The sequence below is a fragment of the Mucilaginibacter sp. P5_A4 genome, assembly GCF_056400605.1.
In genome coordinates this window covers 16,212-33,776 of the sequence record NZ_JBFUKX010000027.1, presented here as the reverse complement: position 1 = coordinate 33,776, position 17,565 = coordinate 16,212, and the positions used below count along the sequence as shown (strand labels likewise).

Below are 17,565 nucleotides of genomic sequence, written 5' to 3'. Positions count from 1 at the left end.
GTACAAATACTATATAAAAAATCAATTTACCTCCACAATCTTAATCCCCCACGGTTCCAGCTGCATAGCCGAATTGCTGCTTACGCCGGCTCCTGATATCAGCTCCTTTCCATTTCCATAAGGATAAGTAAAGCTGGTTTCTTTCCCCGAATAGTTGAAATAGTAGTGCACTGTTTTACCACTTTGGTTTACGCCATACTTGGTAATTATCGGGAAAGCCAACTGCTGATCAGCACCCCATAAACCAACCTTTTTTACCGCGTCGGCCAATATTTTATCGGTTACGGCGCTGGTTGTTACGCAACCAATGTAGGTGGCAAGCCCCTTGCCGTAGGTGTTTTCGGTAATGGCCGCGTATTTGCCCCAAACAGGATGATCATAATAAGCCAGTACCTTTGCCGTGGTAGGCGTGATGAGCTCCATCCAGGTATTAAGTTTTTTATCTTCGGGCGTCAGGTTAAAATCATCGCCTTTTAAACCCACGTTTTCGGGTACGGTAAACTGGCTGTAGTAAATGCCTAACGCTTCGTTGATTATGCCCGGCTGGTGCGTTGTGCGCACTTTAACATTCTCATCACTAAATCCGCTTTTAAATGTGTAAATGATATGCCCCCCGTTTTTTACGTACCGGTTAAGGCGTTGCAATAAACTATCAGGCGCAGCATACAAAACAGGAACGACTAATAATTTATAATTCTCGATATTTTGGCTCGTAGGGTCAACAAAATCACAACCAACGTTCATATGGTATAAGCCATCATATAACTGGCGCAATACCTCATTGTAGCCGGTGCGTACACCCCAGCCAAAGCCAAAAGCTTTGAAGCCGGTAAGCGCCTCGTTGCTGAACAATATGGCCACATCATTTTTCTTTTTCAGGTTGATGAGTTTCGGACTCAACCGGTCAAAATCCTTACCGATAGTTTTAGCCTCGTTGTAAACCGGGTTGGGCTCAAAATCATGACTTAACAGGCCTTTCCAATAGGTTTCGGCCGAATTATGGATAGAATGCCATGGCCAGTAACCCACCATATTGGCGCCCGATGCCAGGTGACTGAATGCCTGTAACCTTAGTTGCCCCGGATAAGGCGTCCATTGCGGGAAACCCTGGGCCTCGGTTTCTATTGTCAAATAATTTTTACCACCTTTCATTGACCGGGCAACATCGCCGCCGAAAGAGATCTCGGAACCGGTAAGTTTATCCTGGCTCGGATGGTAAATATCTATCCCGGCAATATCCATGGCTTTTGCCGCAGCAAAATGGTCAACATCGGGCTGGATGCCAAAGGAGTAGCCGCGCCAATCCAGGTCGAAGTTTTGGGTGATGAACTGTTCGGGGCGTTTATATTCACGCACAATAGCCGACTGCCAGCCTAAATATTGCGTAACCACCTGCCTTTGAAATTTAGCAAACTCCGAAGCTAAACTGGCATTGATAGTGGCATTCATCGATGGGAAATCGTCCCAGTTATTGATGCGGTTACTCCAGTAATCAAGGCCGAAGATGTGGTTAATATTATCCAGCGTTTTGTATTTAGCCTGCATATATTTTACAAACAGCGCCTGCACGTTTGGCCCGGATGTGCCGTATGATTTTGTTTCATTATCAATTTGGTAACCAATTACTGCGGGATTGTTTTTCACATGTTCCATTATTTTCCTGATCACCCGCTCGGCATACATCCTGAAATCGGTATTGGTAATATCCATATTTTGCCTTGGTCCGTATTGGTTTTGGCCCGATGGGGTGATGGCTAATATCTCGGGGTGTTTTTTGGCCATCCAGGTAGGTATGGCGTAGGTGGGGGTGCCTACGATTACTTTGATGCCTCCTTTTTGCATGGCGGCCAGCATCCTGTCGATATGGGTGAAATCAAATACGCCATCCTGCGGCTCAACGGTGCTCCAGGTTGATTCGGCAATTCGCACCACGTTGATGCCGCAATCCTTCATCATTTGCACATCCTTATCCAGCCTTTCATAGGGCATGTACTCATCGTAATAAGCAACGCCGTAAAGCAGCTTATCCATTTTGGGATATTGAGCAAATGCGGCGGCGCCGAAAAATAATTGCACAACGAAAAGCAGCAGGTATTTCTTTTTCATAAAAATATGGTAATTGGTTCTGGAAATGAAGGTACAAATTAATTGTGTTTTTAACACACAATAACAAAAATGTTTCAGATTCGGCAGGAGCGGGATAAACCTTAATAAATCTTGATAAAATTGATAATTTGTGCAATAAATGTAGTTATAAGTGCCCATTTTATTAATATTTTAAAACAGATATTAGCTTCCTGTTATTATCTTATAAACCTTTATACTTTATGAAAATAGCTGCCCGTATTTTACCGATACTGCTGTTTTGTTTTTGTTTAAAAGATTTAAGCGCGCAAACCAGGAGGCTTACTTACTGCAACCCGCTTAACCTCGACTATGGCTATACCCCCTTTGCCGATTTTGCAAACTGGGGCAAGCACCGCGCTACCGCCGACCCAACCATGACCCTGTTTAAAGGTAAATACTACCTCTTCAGCACCAACCAGTTTGGTTACTGGTGGAGCAACGACATGCTGAACTGGAACTTTGTATACCGCAAGTTTGTACGCCCATACAACCAGGTAGCCGGCGATGAACTTTGCGCCCCTGCCACTTTAGTTTTGGGCGATACCCTGCTGGTGATCGGTTCTACCTATAATAAGGATTTTACGCTGTGGATGAGTACCAATCCCACCAAAGATGACTGGAAGGCTGCCAGGGATTATTTTAAAGTAGGCGCCTGGGATCCGGGGATGTTTGCTGATGACGACGGGCGGGTATATATTTACCATGGCTCCAGCAATACGCTGCCGCTTTACGGGCAGGAGATAGACAGAAGAACATTTGAACCCATAGGCCCTAAAAAGGAGATGGTAAAACTCGACCCCGAAAAACACGGCTGGGAGCGCTTTGGTGAGCACAATGATAACGTGTTCCTGCTACCCTTTATTGAGGGTTCATGGATGAATAAGCATAACGGTAAATACTACCTGCAGTTTGGCGCACCCGGCACCGAGCAAAGCGGCTATGGCGATGGCGTTTTTGTGGGCGATAAACCGCTTGGTCCGTTTACTTACCAAAAGCATAACCCGTTCTCGTACAAGCCCGGAGGCTTTGCAAAAGGGGCGGGGCATGGGGCTACCTGGGCAGACAAGTTTGGTAATTACTGGCATATCAGCACCATGGGCATTTCGGTAAAAAACAACTTTGAACGTCGCATAGGCTTCTGGCCTGCCGGTTTTGATAAAGACGGAACGCTATATTGTAATACAGCCTATGGAGATTATCCGCAATATTTGGCTGCTGGTCCGGAGGATCACCTGAAAAGTAACTTCACCGGCTGGATGATCCTCAACTACAATAAACCGGTGGAGGTATCATCAACCCTGGGCGCTTATTACGCAAACAATGCGGTTGATGAGGATATCAAGACTTACTGGAGCGCCAAAACTGCGAACAAAGGCGAATGGTTTAAAACAGATCTTGGTGAAATAAGTACTATAAACGCTGTACAGATCAACTATGCCGATCAGGATGCCGAATTTGTGGGTAAATCATTGGGCGTTTATCATCAGTATATTGTTTATTCATCCTTGTATGGAAAGACGTGGAAGCTTTTGATCGACAAAAGCAAAAACAAAACCGATGTTCCGCATGATTATATTGAGTTGAAAACACCTGTAAAAGCACGCTACCTTAAAATGGTGAACCTGCATATGCCAACCGGCAAGTTCGCGCTATCAGGGTTCCGGGTATTCGGTAAAGGCGCTGGCGTTAAGCCCGATACCGTTCAAAACCTGATTGCTCTGCGTGGCGACAGTGAGCGCCGCAACTCCTGGCTTAAGTGGAAACCTAATGATAAAGCCACCGGCTATACCATTTACTTTGGCATAGCGCCCGATAAACTATACAACAACATGATGGTTTACGGCAAAAATGAGTTTTATTTTAGCGGGATGGACAGGGATCTGCCTTATTACTTCCAGATAGAGGCCTTTAACGAGAACGGAATTTCGGAAAGAACAAAGGTGATTAAGGTGGAATGACTTAGGTAGCAATATTTATCCATCTAAATGGCCCAATAGTTGTGGATTTTTTTGTAAACTGCAAAATATGATAAAAACCATACCTGTTTTTGTGATGATCCTGTTTGTTTATTGTTCCGCGAAAGCGCAAATGGCAGATAGCACTTTTAAAAAATCGACGGTTAAAACCTTGAGTGACGCGCAGTACAATGCCTTATTAAAGGGTGATGATATTTATGAAATGCCCCCCGTTGCTGTTGTAAATCATTACCCGTTACCCGATAAGGCTATCGCGTTTAAAAAAGAAGTTGGGCTTAGCCCGGTGCAGGTAACTCAAATTACAGCAATAGCCAATGAGCTAAAACGTAAAAAAATAGAAATGGGCAAGTTCATCATCACCAATGAACAGGCATTAGATAACTTATTGCGGAAGGGTACTGATGAAGGCAGTATTATTTTTTATGGCAACCGATCGGGATTGTACTACGGTGAGCTCAGAAATGCCATATTATTAGCCTGCTATAACACGTGGAAATTACTGGCGCCGGCTCAAATTAAAAAGCTGGAAACTTTGCAAAATCATAATTGATAAATTTGCCGTTTGATTTGTTTAATTTAGCGGCCCCAAATAAAGTGTATGAAAATAACTTTTGATTTTGAAAAACCCTTGGCCGAGCTGATGCAGCAGATAGAGAAAGTGAAGCAGGTTGAAGATAAAAACAAGCTCGACATGTCTGCAACAGTGGCAGAACTTGAGGCTAAACTGGAAACTACCAAAAAAGAAATATATTCCAACCTTAACGGCTGGCAAAAAGTGCAGATCTCGCGTCATCCCGAAAGACCATATACGCTCCAATATATTGAGCTGATGTGCGATGATTTTATTGAACTGCACGGCGACCGTACTGTTGGTGATGATAAAGCCATTATAGGCGGTTTTGGCACCCTGAACGGGCAAACTGTAATGTTTATTGGTCAGCAAAAGGGCCGTAATACCAAAGAGCGCCAATATCGTAACTTTGGTATGGCTAATCCCGAAGGCTACCGCAAAGCCTTAAGGCTGATGAAAATGGCCGAAAAATTCAATAAGCCCGTTGTTACTTTAATTGATACGCCGGGAGCGTTTCCTGGTTTAGAAGCTGAAGAACGAGGACAAGGTGAAGCCATTGCCCGTAACCTGCTCGAAATGTCGATACTTAAAGTTCCTGTCATCTGCGTTATTATTGGCGAGGGTGCATCGGGAGGCGCATTGGGTATAGGTATCGGTGATAGGGTTTTGATGCTTGATAATTCGTGGTATTCGGTAATATCGCCAGAGAACTGTTCAACCATCCTATGGAAAACCTGGGAAAATAAAGAACGTGCTGCCGAAGTATTAAAATTAACTTCGACAGAAATGTTAAAGAACAGACTGATAGACGGTGTTATAAAAGAACCACTTGGCGGAGCCCACCAGGATCCGGTTGCTATGGCGGCCACCCTAAAAAAACAACTGCTTAAAGATCTTAAAACCCTGAAAGAGAAAGATATTACTGAGCTGGTTAACGAGCGCATCGAGAAATTTTGTTCGATGGGCGTGGTTAATGAGGATTAATCTTTGGAATAAGGAATAAGGATTTTTGGACGAGGGACATTCTTTAGATAAAGGATAAAAGATTTTAAGAATCTTATAACAACAAAAAAAGCGACTTATGTCGCTTTTTTTGTTGTTGGATCTATGTAATGCTACTTCGAACCCATTCCCAGTTTCTTCTCATAATCCCTAAGCTGTGCGCTGAATTTGGTATTAAGGTCTGTTTGTTTATAATTTTTGGTGTACTCGGTTAAACCATTCAACATCGACATCGAATATTGGAGATCCCTGCTATCAAGGCTTACTTCACCGTTTTGTAAAAGCGTATAATTATAGTTGAGCAGATCGATTATATAATCATCAACCAGGTTTGCCAGTTTGTTGGCCATTTGCACATCACCAAGCCGGTAAGCCGTCTCTATCATATAATACTTACGGATAGCTATCTCGGTATTAGGAATGTTATCAGGCATTACTTCATCATACTTTTTGAAAACATTTTTTGCCATGTCAGGATGACCCTCATTAAGCAGGTTATCGGCAAGGGTTGAGTAAAGCCTTGATATCAAAGGGTAAAACATGGTGTTTGATTCATGATCAAGGTAACTGGCATTTTTCATATTGCCCCATTTAAATTTGGTCATCATGTTCTGGTACATTACCGGCGTATTGGTAACATCTGCCGCGCTTGCTGCGGTATCTGGTTTTAACGGAAGCAGGCGGTTGGCAAAACCTTCGCTATATAAATATTTACTAAGTCCTATCAGGTTTTCTTCCGGTACAGTGGTTGCAAAATAAATGGGTCTTTTCCAGTTATTATGGGCCAGTATATCCATCATTGCCAAAATATCCTTGGTAACATACTTACCATTAAAGGTCCAGTCCATTTCCGGGGTTATTTTATCTTTTTGGATGGCTGGTAACGTCCCGGTTTTTACCACTTCATCAGGATTAACTGTTAATTTAAAGTTTTTGGTAGGCAGGTAATTGGCCAAATCACCATTGTTATACTCCACCATGGCAGCTTTATCATCCGAGGTGATGAAATCAAAAATCTCTTTTAGCTCAATAGCGCCGGGCACTTTTTGATCGTTAAAGTAAATTACATCACGTACGCCTGGTTTAAACTTATCATAAGGCATGCTGATAGGCAATGGTTCCGATTGGTTCATTTTGTTTTTCATCCCACGTATGTACCAATCGGTACCCAGCAGGCTTAGGTTCACAATCCGTACATCGGGGCGTACGTTTTCAACTTCCTGTATATACCAAAGCGGATAGGTATCATTATCGGCATAAGTAAACAAAATGGCATTTGGCGCGCAGGAGTTAAGGTAATTATAGGCCATATCATGCGGCGTAAGTTTGGTTGAGCGGTTATGATCATCCCATTCCTGGTTGGCCATTAACAAGGGGGCCGCTAACAAGCATACTACGGTGGCAATAATACCGCTGGTTTTTGCATTAAGTTTTTTACTTAACAAATCGGCTAAGGCAACAACGCCAAGGCCTATCCATATGGCAAACGCATAAAATGAACCAGCGTAAGCATAATCACGTTCGCGTGGCTGTAATGGGTCCTGGTTTAGATACAATACAATAGCCAAACCTGTAAAAAAGAAAAGTACACCTACAACGCCGGCGTTTTTTTGGTCGCGTTTAAAGTGAAAAAATAAGCCTGCCAAGCCTATGATGAGCGGCAAAAAGAATAAACGGTTATAGCTTTTGCTTTTGGTAACCGCATCAGGCAATTGTTTGTTAAAGTTCCAGCCGCTTATCCAGTTACCATCAGATCCGCTGTTGCTGGTTTGGCCATCCAGGTCATTGGTGCGACCAGCAAAGTTCCAAAGGAAATAGCGGGTATACATCTGGTTAACCTGCCAGGTGCCAAAAAAGCCCAGGTTGGTAGCAAGGGTTGGTTTTTCGCTATCGGCTAATTTACTCCAGGCACGGTAAAACTGGGGGTGCCCGGCCTTATCGCTAAACATGCGCGGGAATATGGTGTTACGATCATAAATAGTGGCGAGCTTTTTGCCGGCAACCTCATATTTGGTTTTACCACGGCGGTAAATTGTTGCTCCCTCAGTTTGATCGGTTGGTGTCGAATCAAAAAACTGGCCGTATAGTAGTGGTGTATCGCCATACTGATCTCGGTTCAGGTAGCTGTTAAGCGCAAAAGCGTCCTGCGGATCGCTGTTATTTAAATTAGGATCGGCCTTGGCGCGTACCACAATCATTACAAATGAGCTGTAGCCAAACAGGATAAACAGCAGGCAAACAAAAAAGCTATTGAGGGCAAAACGCCTCTCGCGTATTTTTACCACATATTCAAGCAATGCTAAAACTACTATCCCAACCATAGCTCCGAGGTAGCCCGCACTAATTCCAAGCGCCAGGATAAAGCAGATGGCGCAAGTGATAATAGCTGCGTTTGATTGTTTAATGGTATAACATATGCCCGATACTATGGTTGCTATCAGCAAAACAAAAAATGCGATTGCACCGCTGCCAAAGCCCATTCCCAGGGTGTTCACAAAAAGCAGATCGGAGAATGCCGCGCCCTTAACTGTAAATTGTATAACTCCCCACAATACAAAAGCTACCGATACAATACCTGCAAAAAATGAAAGTAAAGTACCCCGTGTAGTAATGTTTTTTGCCTTGCGGAAATAAATTACCAAAGCAATAGCCGGTATTACCAGCAGATTTAACAAGTGGATACCTATTGATAAGCCCATTATATAGGCGATAAATACAATCCACCTGTCGGCACGAGGTTCATCGGCATGGGCATCCCATTTTAATATGGCCCAAAACACTACCGCTGTACATAAGGATGATTGCGCATACACTTCAGACTCAACTGCCGAGAACCAAAAGGTATCAGACCAGGCATAAGCCAATGCACCCACCAGGCCCGAGCCTGTTATGATGATCAAATTACTGATATTAAGGTCTTCGGTTGTTTTAACCAGAATCTTTTTGGCTAAGGAGGTTACCGTCCAGAACAGGAACATGATAGTAGCCCCGCTTGAAATGGCCGAAGCCATATTAGCCCAGTAAGCCACCTTTGTATTATCGCCCATGGATAGCAGCGTAAATACCTTGCCTATCATGGTAAATAATGGTGCACCTGGTTGGTGGGCTACCTGCAAACGAAAAATACAGGCTATAAATTCACCGCAATCCCAAAAGCTTGATGATGGTTCAAGGGTTAAAACGTAGGTTAAGGTGGCGATGATAAAAGTTATCCAGCCAAAAATATTATTGATTTTATTGTAGTTCATGTCGGGATGTTTTCGATAGCAAAAGGCTTAATATAGCCGAAAGTAAGAAAAACTATGACGATGCTGAAACAAAAACAGCCTTATTAACACTTTTTAACCCATTTTGGACTGTAAAACAGGCTTATAAATACTTTTTTCAAATTCTGTTTTGAGAGTTAAAAAATCGTCTTATATTTGCATTCCTTTTCGGAGAGTAAAACAACCAAAGGAGATTGCCTGATAGTATAATGGTAGTACGACGGTTTTTGGTACCGTTTGTCTAGGTTCGAATCCTGGTCGGGCAACAAGAGAATTTCGGATTTCGTATTTTCAATTTCGGATTTAGATTCGGGGGAAAAATGAAATCCGAATTGTATTTTAGGAGGTTATCAACAGGAGTATTAATTTTTTCATGTAGCGATAAGTAGCTGAAAATTAAACAAATCCGAAATTTAACATCCGAAATCCAAAATCAAAAAAAATGCCATTACAATTTAATCCGGTTAAATTATTTGCAGGTTCGGGCTCAAAAGAGCTGGCGCAAAAAATTGCTGAAGCCTATGGTCGCGAGTTAGGCGATGTAGTACTTTCACGTTTTAGTGATGGCGAATTTCAACCACATTTTAATGAAACTGTTAGGGGATGCGATGTGTTTTTGATACAAAGTACCCACCAACCTACTGATAACCTGATGGAATTGCTGATGATGATTGATGCCGCCCGCCGTGCATCGTCGCATTATGTAAACGCGGTTATCCCATATTTTGGTTTGGCACGCCAGGACAGGAAAGATAAGCCCCGCGTGGCAATAAGCGCCAAGCTGGTAGCCAATTTATTAGTTGCAGCGGGTATTGACCGCATTATGACCATGGATTTGCACGCAGCGCAGATCCAGGGATTTTTTGATGTTCCGGTTGATCATCTTGATGCATCAATCATTTTTGTACCGTATATAAAAAGCCTGGACTTAGGCAATTTAACCATTGCTTCGCCGGATATGGGCGGCTCATACAGGGCGCGCAGCTTCGCTAAGTTTTTTAATGCCGAAGTGGTTATTTGCGATAAACGCCGTAAACGCGCCAACGAAATTGAATCAATGACACTGATTGGTGATGTAACCGACCAGGATATTGTACTGATAGATGATATTTGTGATACAGCCGGTACATTGGCCAAAGCAGCAGGGTTGATCATGGAGCGGGGTGCACGCAGCGTACGTGCGGTTTGTACTCACCCGGTATTATCAGGTAAAGCATATGAAACTATCGAAAATTCGGCATTAACCGAACTGATAGTTACAGATACTATACCGTTGAAACACGAAAGCCCTAAAATAAGGGTACTATCAACCGCCGAGCTTTTTGCGAAGGCCATAGTTAACGTAAATGAACACGGCTCAATAAGCCAGTTGTTTAAGGTGGATTAAGTAGTATGTCCATAGCCAATGGTCGATAGTCCATGGTAATGAACGTACATTGAATGAATAAAAGCAAATCCATGGTTTATTGACCATGGACTTAATAAATAAATAATAAAATAAAAACAAATGAAATCAATTGCTATTAGCGGTTCTCCAAGAGAGAACGTAGGGAAAAGAGACGCTAAAGAACTGCGTTACCAGGGTCTGGTGCCTGCAGTACTTTACGGTGGGCCAACCCAAACCCACTTTTCAGTGTCCGCAGCTGATTTGAGAGCCGTAGTTTACACTCCGGTTGTTCATTTCATCGATCTTGATGTTGCTGGTGTTAAATCACAGGCTATTATTAAAGATATGCAGTTTCACCCTTTAACTGAACAAATTATCCACGTAGACTTTTTGTTGCTTGACGAGAAAAAGCCTATCACCATCGAGATCCCTGTTAAATTAACCGGAACTTCTCCAGGTGTTAAAGTGGGTGGTAAATTAGTTCAAAAACTAAGGAAACTGCGCATCAAAGCATTACCTAAAGATCATTTAGATGCTATTGAAGTAAGCATTGCAGCTTTGGAAGTTGGTAAATCGGTTAAAGTAGCGGAAATTAAAGTTCCAAACCTTACCATTACCAATGCACAGGAAGATACTATCGTATCTGTAACCACTTCACGTGCATTACGTCAGGCTGAGCAGGAAGCTGCTTCTGGTAAAAAGTAATTGCCCCCTAACCCCCTGAAGGGGGAATAAAAGGACAAATTAAAACAGCGATAAGGTAACTTATCGCTGTTTTTATGTAAAAGCAATATCTTCGTAATAAATAAACAAATAAAAACTCCCCCTTTAGGGGGCTGGGGGGCTAATGAAATATCTAATAGTAGGTTTAGGAAATATAGGTCCCGAATATGCTGATACCCGGCATAATATAGGTTTTATGGTGCTTGATGAATTGGCCAAACAGGAGGGGGCCAAATTTTATAATATGCGCCTTGCTTATTATACTGAGGTTTCTTTTAAAGGCCGTACTTTGTGCCTCATTAAACCCACTACCTTTATGAACCTGAGTGGTAAAGCCTTGAATCATTGGATGAAAGATCTGAAGATCCCGCTGGAAAATGTTTTGGTGATAGTGGATGATATTGCTTTACCATTAGGTACCCTGCGTTTAAAACCCAAAGGGAGCGCCGCCGGGCATAATGGATTAAAACATATTGAAGCCACCCTTGGGCACAATAATTATGCGCGCTTACGCTTTGGTGTCAGCGATAATTTTCCCAAAGGCCGCCAGGTTGATTATGTATTAAACKGTTTTGATGACGATGAAAAGCCAGAACTGCCTGCTTTGATAGATCGCTCCATCGAAATGATCAAGAGCTTCTCCACTATAGGTACCGAACTCACGATGACCAGGTATAATAAATAATTATTTAACAGGAATTTAATAAACTAAGTATTTAGTTAAAAAGTGTTAAATATTTGCATGCTCTTGCAACACTTAGTTACTTTAGATGTCATATCACCTAAATACTTATGAAACAACTTTTACTTATCATATTTTGCTGTTATTTTTCAATACAGGCAATAGCGCAAACTCAAACCACATCAAATATTACAGTTAAGGGCCTGGTTATCGATTCTGTTGTTAATAAGCCATTAGGGTATGTTACCGTTATGTTGCAGGATGCCGGTACCAAGGCATCCGTAAAAAGTACGCTTACCAAAAATGACGGCAGCTTTGAGCTGAAAGCACCGGATGGCAAAATCTACCAGTTAGCTGTTGCTTCTATGGGCCTCGCTTCCAAAACTTTGGCTGTAAAGCCTGCCGGAACTTTATTTGATGCAGGTAAAATTTACATGTCGGCTTCCAGCAAGCAATTGAACGAAGTAAGTATTACCGCCGTAAAACCCCTGATGAAACAGGAGGTTGATCGCCTGAGCTATGATGTGCAGGCCGACCCGGAGAGTAAACAATTAACGGCTTTGGACATGATCCGTAAAGTACCATTACTTTCTGTTGACGCATCTGATAATATTAAGCTGCGCGGCAGCGGCAACTATAAAATTTTACTTAATGGGAAAGAATCGGCGCTAATGGCCCGGAATCCCTCGGATATATTAAAAGCCATGCCGGGAGTAAATATTTTGAAGATAGAAGTAATAACTACACCGCCCGCTAAATATGATGCCGAGGGGCTGGCAGGCATCATTAACATTATTACACAAAAAAAGGCCGACCAGGGTTATAATGGCTCCGTTAATGCCAATTATAATAACGTTTTTGGTTACAGGACCAACGTTAATGCTACTATTAAACAAGGCAAGCTGGGCTTTAACGGTTACGTAGGCCACGGCGAACGGCCGCAACGTGCTTTTGGCTTTTTTAACCAGACAGATTTTTTTGACTCTGCTGCTTCCTTAATTCAAAGCGGAACACGATCAAACGGTAACAAAAATACCTATGGTAGTACCGAATTGAGCTTTGAAGCAGATAGCTTAAACTTGCTGACTGCCGCATTTAACTTTTACTCGGGCACAGGCACACAGGCCAGTGAGCAGTTTACTACCGTTCATGATAGCAGCGGGCAAACAAATTATACCAGTATTAATAACGGCAATAACGATTTTCATGGAGCCGATTTTGGGTTGAATTATCAGTTGGGGTTTAAAAACCATAAAAACCAATTGCTAACAGTATCTTATAAATACAGTAACTCTGGCAATAAGCAGTTTAATGACGTTACCCCAGGTAATGCATCGAACTACCGGCAATATAATAACGCCGGATCCAAAGAACATACAACCCAGCTGGATTACGTTCAGCCGTTTAAAATAATAACTCTCGAAGCAGGAGGCAAAATGATAGCCCGTAATAATTATAGCGATTTTCTTAACGATGTCGCAGACGGTGAGGGGAACTATCTTACTGATACCACGTTAAGCAATAATTTTACGTATCAGCAGGATGTGTATAGTTTATATAACTCTTATATTATAAAGCTCACAAAATGGACGGTTAAAGGTGGTGTACGTTACGAACGCACCACTATAAATGCCAATTTTTCTGCAAGCCGAAATTTAGATCAAAACTTTACCAATGTTATTCCTTCTCTTTCTATTCAACGTAGTTTAAAAAACAGCAGTTTAAATTTTGGTTTCACACAACGTATCCAACGGCCGGGTATATACCAGTTAAATCCATTTGCCGATAGATCAAACCCGCAATATATTACCGTAGGTAATCCGGGTTTAAAGCCTTCTATAAATAATAATTTCGAGCTCAGCTACGGCAATTTCGCCAAAGGTTCTGTTAATATCAGCACCAGTTACTCGTTTGCTAATAACACTATTCAAAATTTAGCCAGTGTTGGGCCCGATGCTGTTACCACTACTACATTTGCCAATGTAGGTAAAAACCAAACTTTAGGATTAGATGTAAATATTAACTACCCAATAACACCTAAATTAAATGTTAATATAAATGGCGAATTGCTGAAAATTTGGCTGAAGGGTACCTATAAGGGTACTTTTTTTACCAACAGCGGCCAGCAGGGGCATATGTTTACCAACAGCAGCTATAAGTTTGATAGCGGTTACCGGGTTGGCTTAAATGTTGGTTTTGATAGCCGTTATGTTTTATTGCAGGGTACGGATAATTATTACCTTGGTTATGGGGCTAATATATCAAAAGAGTTGTTTAAAAAGAAAGGCAGTATATTTTTAAACATCAACGGGCCTTTTGCTAAATTTAACAAACTTGATTTTTATACCCAAACGCCTGATTTTAAAACCTACTCCTATAATTACAATTACTACAGATCTATTGGCATTGGCTTTAATTATAAGCTTGGGAAGCTTAATGGAACCATCAAAAAAAATCAGCGTGGAATTAATAACGACGATACCAGCAGCGGCAGCAAAAATTAGTAATTTTGGTTGATTTATACAATAAGCACCGCCCATGAAAGTTTACGGAATTACCAATTGCAATACAGTAAAAAAGCGCTCGACTGGCTTAAAACCAATAAAGTTGATTATGATTTCCGGGATTTTAAAAAACTGGGTGTAAGTACCGAAAAGCTGCAGGAATGGGATAGTAAGCCGGTTACGAACAATTCATGAACGGCAATGAATTAAGGATTGTTCCTGTTTAAAATAGCTAAAAGTTCATTGCCGTCCCATTTATGGGACGGTAGCGAAGGAACAAAAAGCGGCTTCAGTCAAAATTTGCCATGCAGATATTTTAAAAGCGACTCCCTGATAAACTAAGCATTTAGTTAAAAAGTGTTTAATATTTGCATGCTTTTGCAACACTTAGGTAACTTTAGGTGTCTTATCATCTAAATGCCTTATGAAACAATTTTTACTTATCATATTTTGCTGTTATTTCTCAATGCAGGTAATGGCGCAAACTCAAACCCCATCAAATATTACAGTTAAGGGCCTGGTTATCGATTCTGTCGTTAATAGGCCATTAGGGTATGTTACCGTTATGTTGCAGGATGCCGGTACCAAGGCATCCGTAAAAAGTACGCTTACCAAAAATGACGGCAGCTTTGAGCTAAAAGCGCCAGATGGCAAAATCTACCAGTTGGCTGTTGCATCTATGGGGCTTGCTTCCAAAACCTTGCCTGTAAAGCCTGCCGGAACGGTATTTGATGCGGGGAAAATTTACTTGTCGGCTTCTAGCAAGCAGCTGAACGAGGTAAGCATTACCGCTGTAAGACCTCTGATGAAACAGGAGGTTGATCGCCTGAGCTATGATGTGCAGGCCGACCCGGAGAGTAAAGCTATATCGGCTTTGGATATGATGCGCAAGGTTCCGTTGCTTTCTGTTGATGGTGACGATAAGATTAAACTAAAAGGAAGCGGAAATTATAAGATATTGATTAACGGTAAGGAATCAGCTTTGATGGCCAAAAATCCATCGGATGTACTAAAATCGATGCCGGCCACCAATATCGAAAAGATAGAGGTGATCACTACGCCGCCAGCCAAGTATGATGCCGAAGGTTTATCCGGTATCATCAATATCATCACCAAAAAAAATGCCGACCAGGGTTATAACGGTAGCATCAACTCGCGCTATAACAGTGTCTGGGGACCGGGTTTTAATCTTAACGGAACGGTAAAGCATGGTAAGTTTGGCTTAGCCGGTTATGCAGGTTTTGGCCATCAAAACTTAAATAATAATATCTTTACCAATACGCAGAATCAGTTTGCGCAAAATACCACCATATTGCAAAATGGTACAGGCACCTTTGGCGGTAATTACCGTTACGGCGATTTTGAGTTAAGTTACGAGATAGATTCCCTTAACCTGCTTACTGGTTCGGTTGAACTTTTCCAGGGAGAGTTTGTGCAGGACAACGACAGGGTATCGGCCCAAACAAATAGCAACGCGGTTTTAACACAAGGCTACCGCCAGTTAACCGATGGTTACAATCACGACAGGGGATTTGACGCTGCCCTTAATTACCAGTTAGGTTTCAAGGGGCATAAAGATGAACTGCTTACGCTTTCCTATAAATATAGTTATTCGCCAAGCACCCAGTTTGCCGATAACCTTTTTACAGACAGGGTTAATTATGGTCAGCAAATACAGCCCGATTTCAGGCAATATAATAAAGCCGGTAATAAAGAGCATACCCTCCAGTTGGATTATGCCTATCCGCTGAAAACTATCAGCATTGAAACAGGTGCAAAAGCTATCCTGCGTAAAAATTTCAGCGATTACAGACGCGAAGACCGCGACTCATTAACCAATGATTACTTGGTTAATACCAACCAGACCAATGTTTTTGACTATCAGCAAAATGTTTATAGCATATATAACTCGTACCAGTTAAAATTTAGCAAATGGACAGGTAAAGGCGGTTTGCGGTTGGAACACACCCAGGTGAGTGCCGATTTTTCGGGGATACCGCTTGATAAAGGGTACAATAACCTTATTCCTTCCATATCTGTACAACGAAGCTTAAAAAGCAGCAGTATAAGTTTAGGTTTTACCCAGCGCATTCAGCGCCCCGGGATATACCAGTTAAATCCTTTTGTTGACAGATCGAACCCTAAATTTATTAATACCGGTAATCCCGACCTGAGCCCCGAGCTTAATAATACATTTGAGCTTACGTATAGTAATTTTTCAAAAGGTTCAATTAATGCGAGCCTTAGTTACGCGTTTTCAAACAATGCTATACAAAATGTTACCAGCATAAGGGTTGATAGCACATTAAATGGTAAAACTGACACGGTTACTACTACTACCTATCAAAACTTAGGCAGCAACCGCAGCCTGGGCTTAAATATCAACACAAACTATTCTATCACAAAAAGGTTCACCGTCAATTTAAATGCCCGGATAACGCATGTTTGGTTAAAGGGAACTTATAACGGGCAGTTTTACAAAAATGACGGGTATACCGGTAATGCGTTTGCCAACCTTGCTTATAAGTTTGATAGCGGCTTTCGCTTTGGTATTGATGCCGGGTATTTTAGCGGCGATGTTAACCTGCAGGGTAAAAACGGACATGGCATATTTTCGTCGTATGTAGTAGGAAAGGAGTTTCTTAAAAAAACGCTCACTATATCATTAGTATCAAACAATCCCTACAGTAAGTACCGCACATATAAAACATACACCAATACGCCCGATTTTTCGCAATCATCGGTTTATCAAAATCCTTACCGCAATTTTGCTATCAGGGTTAACTACAAATTTGGTAAGCTTAGCAGCGATATTAAAAAGAACCAGCGCGGCATAAATAACGATGATACCAAAGGCGGGGGTAAAAGTAGTGGGACAAATCAGTAGATTTGCGGCATGAAAGTTTACGGAATTACCAATTGCAATACAGTAAAAAAAGCGCTCGACTGGCTCAAAACCAATAAAGTTGATTACGATTTCCAGGATTTTAAAAAACTGGGTGTAAGCACCGAAAAACTGCAGGAATGGGATAGTAAAGCCGGTTACGAAAAATTCATGAACAAACAAGGCCTCACCTGGAAACAGCTTGATCCCGAAGTAAAAGAAAGTGTTAAAACCAATACGGATGCTTTAAAATTATTGCAACAAAAAACCAGCATGATCAAAAGACCGGTTATTGAAGATGGCGGTTTCCTGTTTTTTGGCTTTGATGAGAAGGTTTATGAAGAACACTTTTTGAAGCAATGAAAATTGTTAAAACAAATTAAATCTACCTGATTAATAGATTATTATCAAACAAATCGATAATTCAATAAATCATTAATTCA

At 41.7% G+C, this 17,565-nt stretch carries 12 protein-coding genes and 1 tRNA gene; 11 read left to right on the top strand and 2 right to left on the bottom strand.

The features are described from left to right. Nucleotides 1-21: 21 nt before the first annotated feature. Nucleotides 22-2,106, bottom strand: a complete 2,085-nt coding sequence (locus tag AC1DQW_RS16470; protein ID WP_477455087.1) for a beta-galactosidase — start codon at nucleotides 2,104-2,106, stop codon at nucleotides 22-24. Nucleotides 2,107-2,327: 221 nt separating this feature from the next. On the opposite strand from AC1DQW_RS16470, the gene AC1DQW_RS16465 reads away from it, so the two are divergent. The 3 genes from AC1DQW_RS16465 (at nucleotide 2,328) to AC1DQW_RS16455 (ending at nucleotide 5,658) form a co-directional block, all read left to right on the top strand. Further along, the gene (locus AC1DQW_RS16465) at nucleotides 2,328-4,085 is read left to right on the top strand and encodes a family 43 glycosylhydrolase (RefSeq protein ID WP_477455086.1); all 1,758 of its coding nucleotides are present in this window, start codon (nucleotides 2,328-2,330) and stop codon (nucleotides 4,083-4,085) included. Nucleotides 4,086-4,152: 67 nt separating this feature from the next. Beyond that, nucleotides 4,153-4,653 (top strand): hypothetical protein, encoded by a 501-nt coding sequence (locus AC1DQW_RS16460; protein ID WP_477455085.1) that lies wholly within the window; start codon nucleotides 4,153-4,155, stop codon nucleotides 4,651-4,653. Between the two features lie 48 nt (nucleotides 4,654-4,701). Then, nucleotides 4,702-5,658 (top strand): acetyl-CoA carboxylase carboxyltransferase subunit alpha, encoded by a 957-nt coding sequence (locus AC1DQW_RS16455; RefSeq protein WP_477401134.1) that lies wholly within the window; start codon nucleotides 4,702-4,704, stop codon nucleotides 5,656-5,658. 131 nt (nucleotides 5,659-5,789) lie between these two features. Here AC1DQW_RS16455 and AC1DQW_RS16450 read toward each other — a convergent pair whose 3' ends face one another. Then, nucleotides 5,790-8,924 carry a DUF2723 domain-containing protein gene (locus AC1DQW_RS16450; protein ID WP_477455084.1) on the bottom strand — a complete coding sequence of 1,045 codons (3,135 nt, stop codon included), beginning with the start codon at nucleotides 8,922-8,924 and terminating at the stop codon, nucleotides 5,790-5,792. A gap of 213 nt (nucleotides 8,925-9,137) precedes the next feature. Here AC1DQW_RS16450 and AC1DQW_RS16445 point away from each other — a divergent pair. The 8 genes from AC1DQW_RS16445 (at nucleotide 9,138) to AC1DQW_RS16410 (ending at nucleotide 17,485) form a co-directional block, all read left to right on the top strand. Further along, a tRNA-Gln gene (locus AC1DQW_RS16445) sits at nucleotides 9,138-9,208 on the top strand. Between the two features lie 176 nt (nucleotides 9,209-9,384). Beyond that, the gene (locus tag AC1DQW_RS16440; RefSeq protein WP_477455083.1) at nucleotides 9,385-10,329 is read left to right on the top strand and encodes a ribose-phosphate pyrophosphokinase; all 945 of its coding nucleotides are present in this window, start codon (nucleotides 9,385-9,387) and stop codon (nucleotides 10,327-10,329) included. Between the two features lie 120 nt (nucleotides 10,330-10,449). Then, a complete protein-coding gene (locus tag AC1DQW_RS16435) occupies nucleotides 10,450-11,034 on the top strand; it encodes a 50S ribosomal protein L25/general stress protein Ctc (RefSeq protein ID WP_477455082.1) in 585 nt (194 codons plus the stop codon). A gap of 142 nt (nucleotides 11,035-11,176) precedes the next feature. Next, complete coding sequence (gene pth / locus AC1DQW_RS16430; RefSeq protein WP_477455081.1) at nucleotides 11,177-11,737, top strand: aminoacyl-tRNA hydrolase; 561 nt, start codon at nucleotides 11,177-11,179, stop codon at nucleotides 11,735-11,737. A gap of 107 nt (nucleotides 11,738-11,844) precedes the next feature. After that, nucleotides 11,845-14,238, top strand: a complete 2,394-nt coding sequence (locus AC1DQW_RS16425; RefSeq protein WP_477455080.1) for a TonB-dependent receptor — start codon at nucleotides 11,845-11,847, stop codon at nucleotides 14,236-14,238. A gap of 57 nt (nucleotides 14,239-14,295) precedes the next feature. Beyond that, nucleotides 14,296-14,433 carry a hypothetical protein gene (locus AC1DQW_RS16420; RefSeq protein ID WP_477455079.1) on the top strand — a complete coding sequence of 46 codons (138 nt, stop codon included), beginning with the start codon at nucleotides 14,296-14,298 and terminating at the stop codon, nucleotides 14,431-14,433. A gap of 229 nt (nucleotides 14,434-14,662) precedes the next feature. After that, complete coding sequence (locus AC1DQW_RS16415) at nucleotides 14,663-17,125, top strand: TonB-dependent receptor (RefSeq protein ID WP_477455078.1); 2,463 nt, start codon at nucleotides 14,663-14,665, stop codon at nucleotides 17,123-17,125. A gap of 9 nt (nucleotides 17,126-17,134) precedes the next feature. After that, the gene (locus AC1DQW_RS16410; protein ID WP_477455077.1) at nucleotides 17,135-17,485 is read left to right on the top strand and encodes a Spx/MgsR family RNA polymerase-binding regulatory protein; all 351 of its coding nucleotides are present in this window, start codon (nucleotides 17,135-17,137) and stop codon (nucleotides 17,483-17,485) included. Nucleotides 17,486-17,565 lie beyond the last annotated feature (80 nt).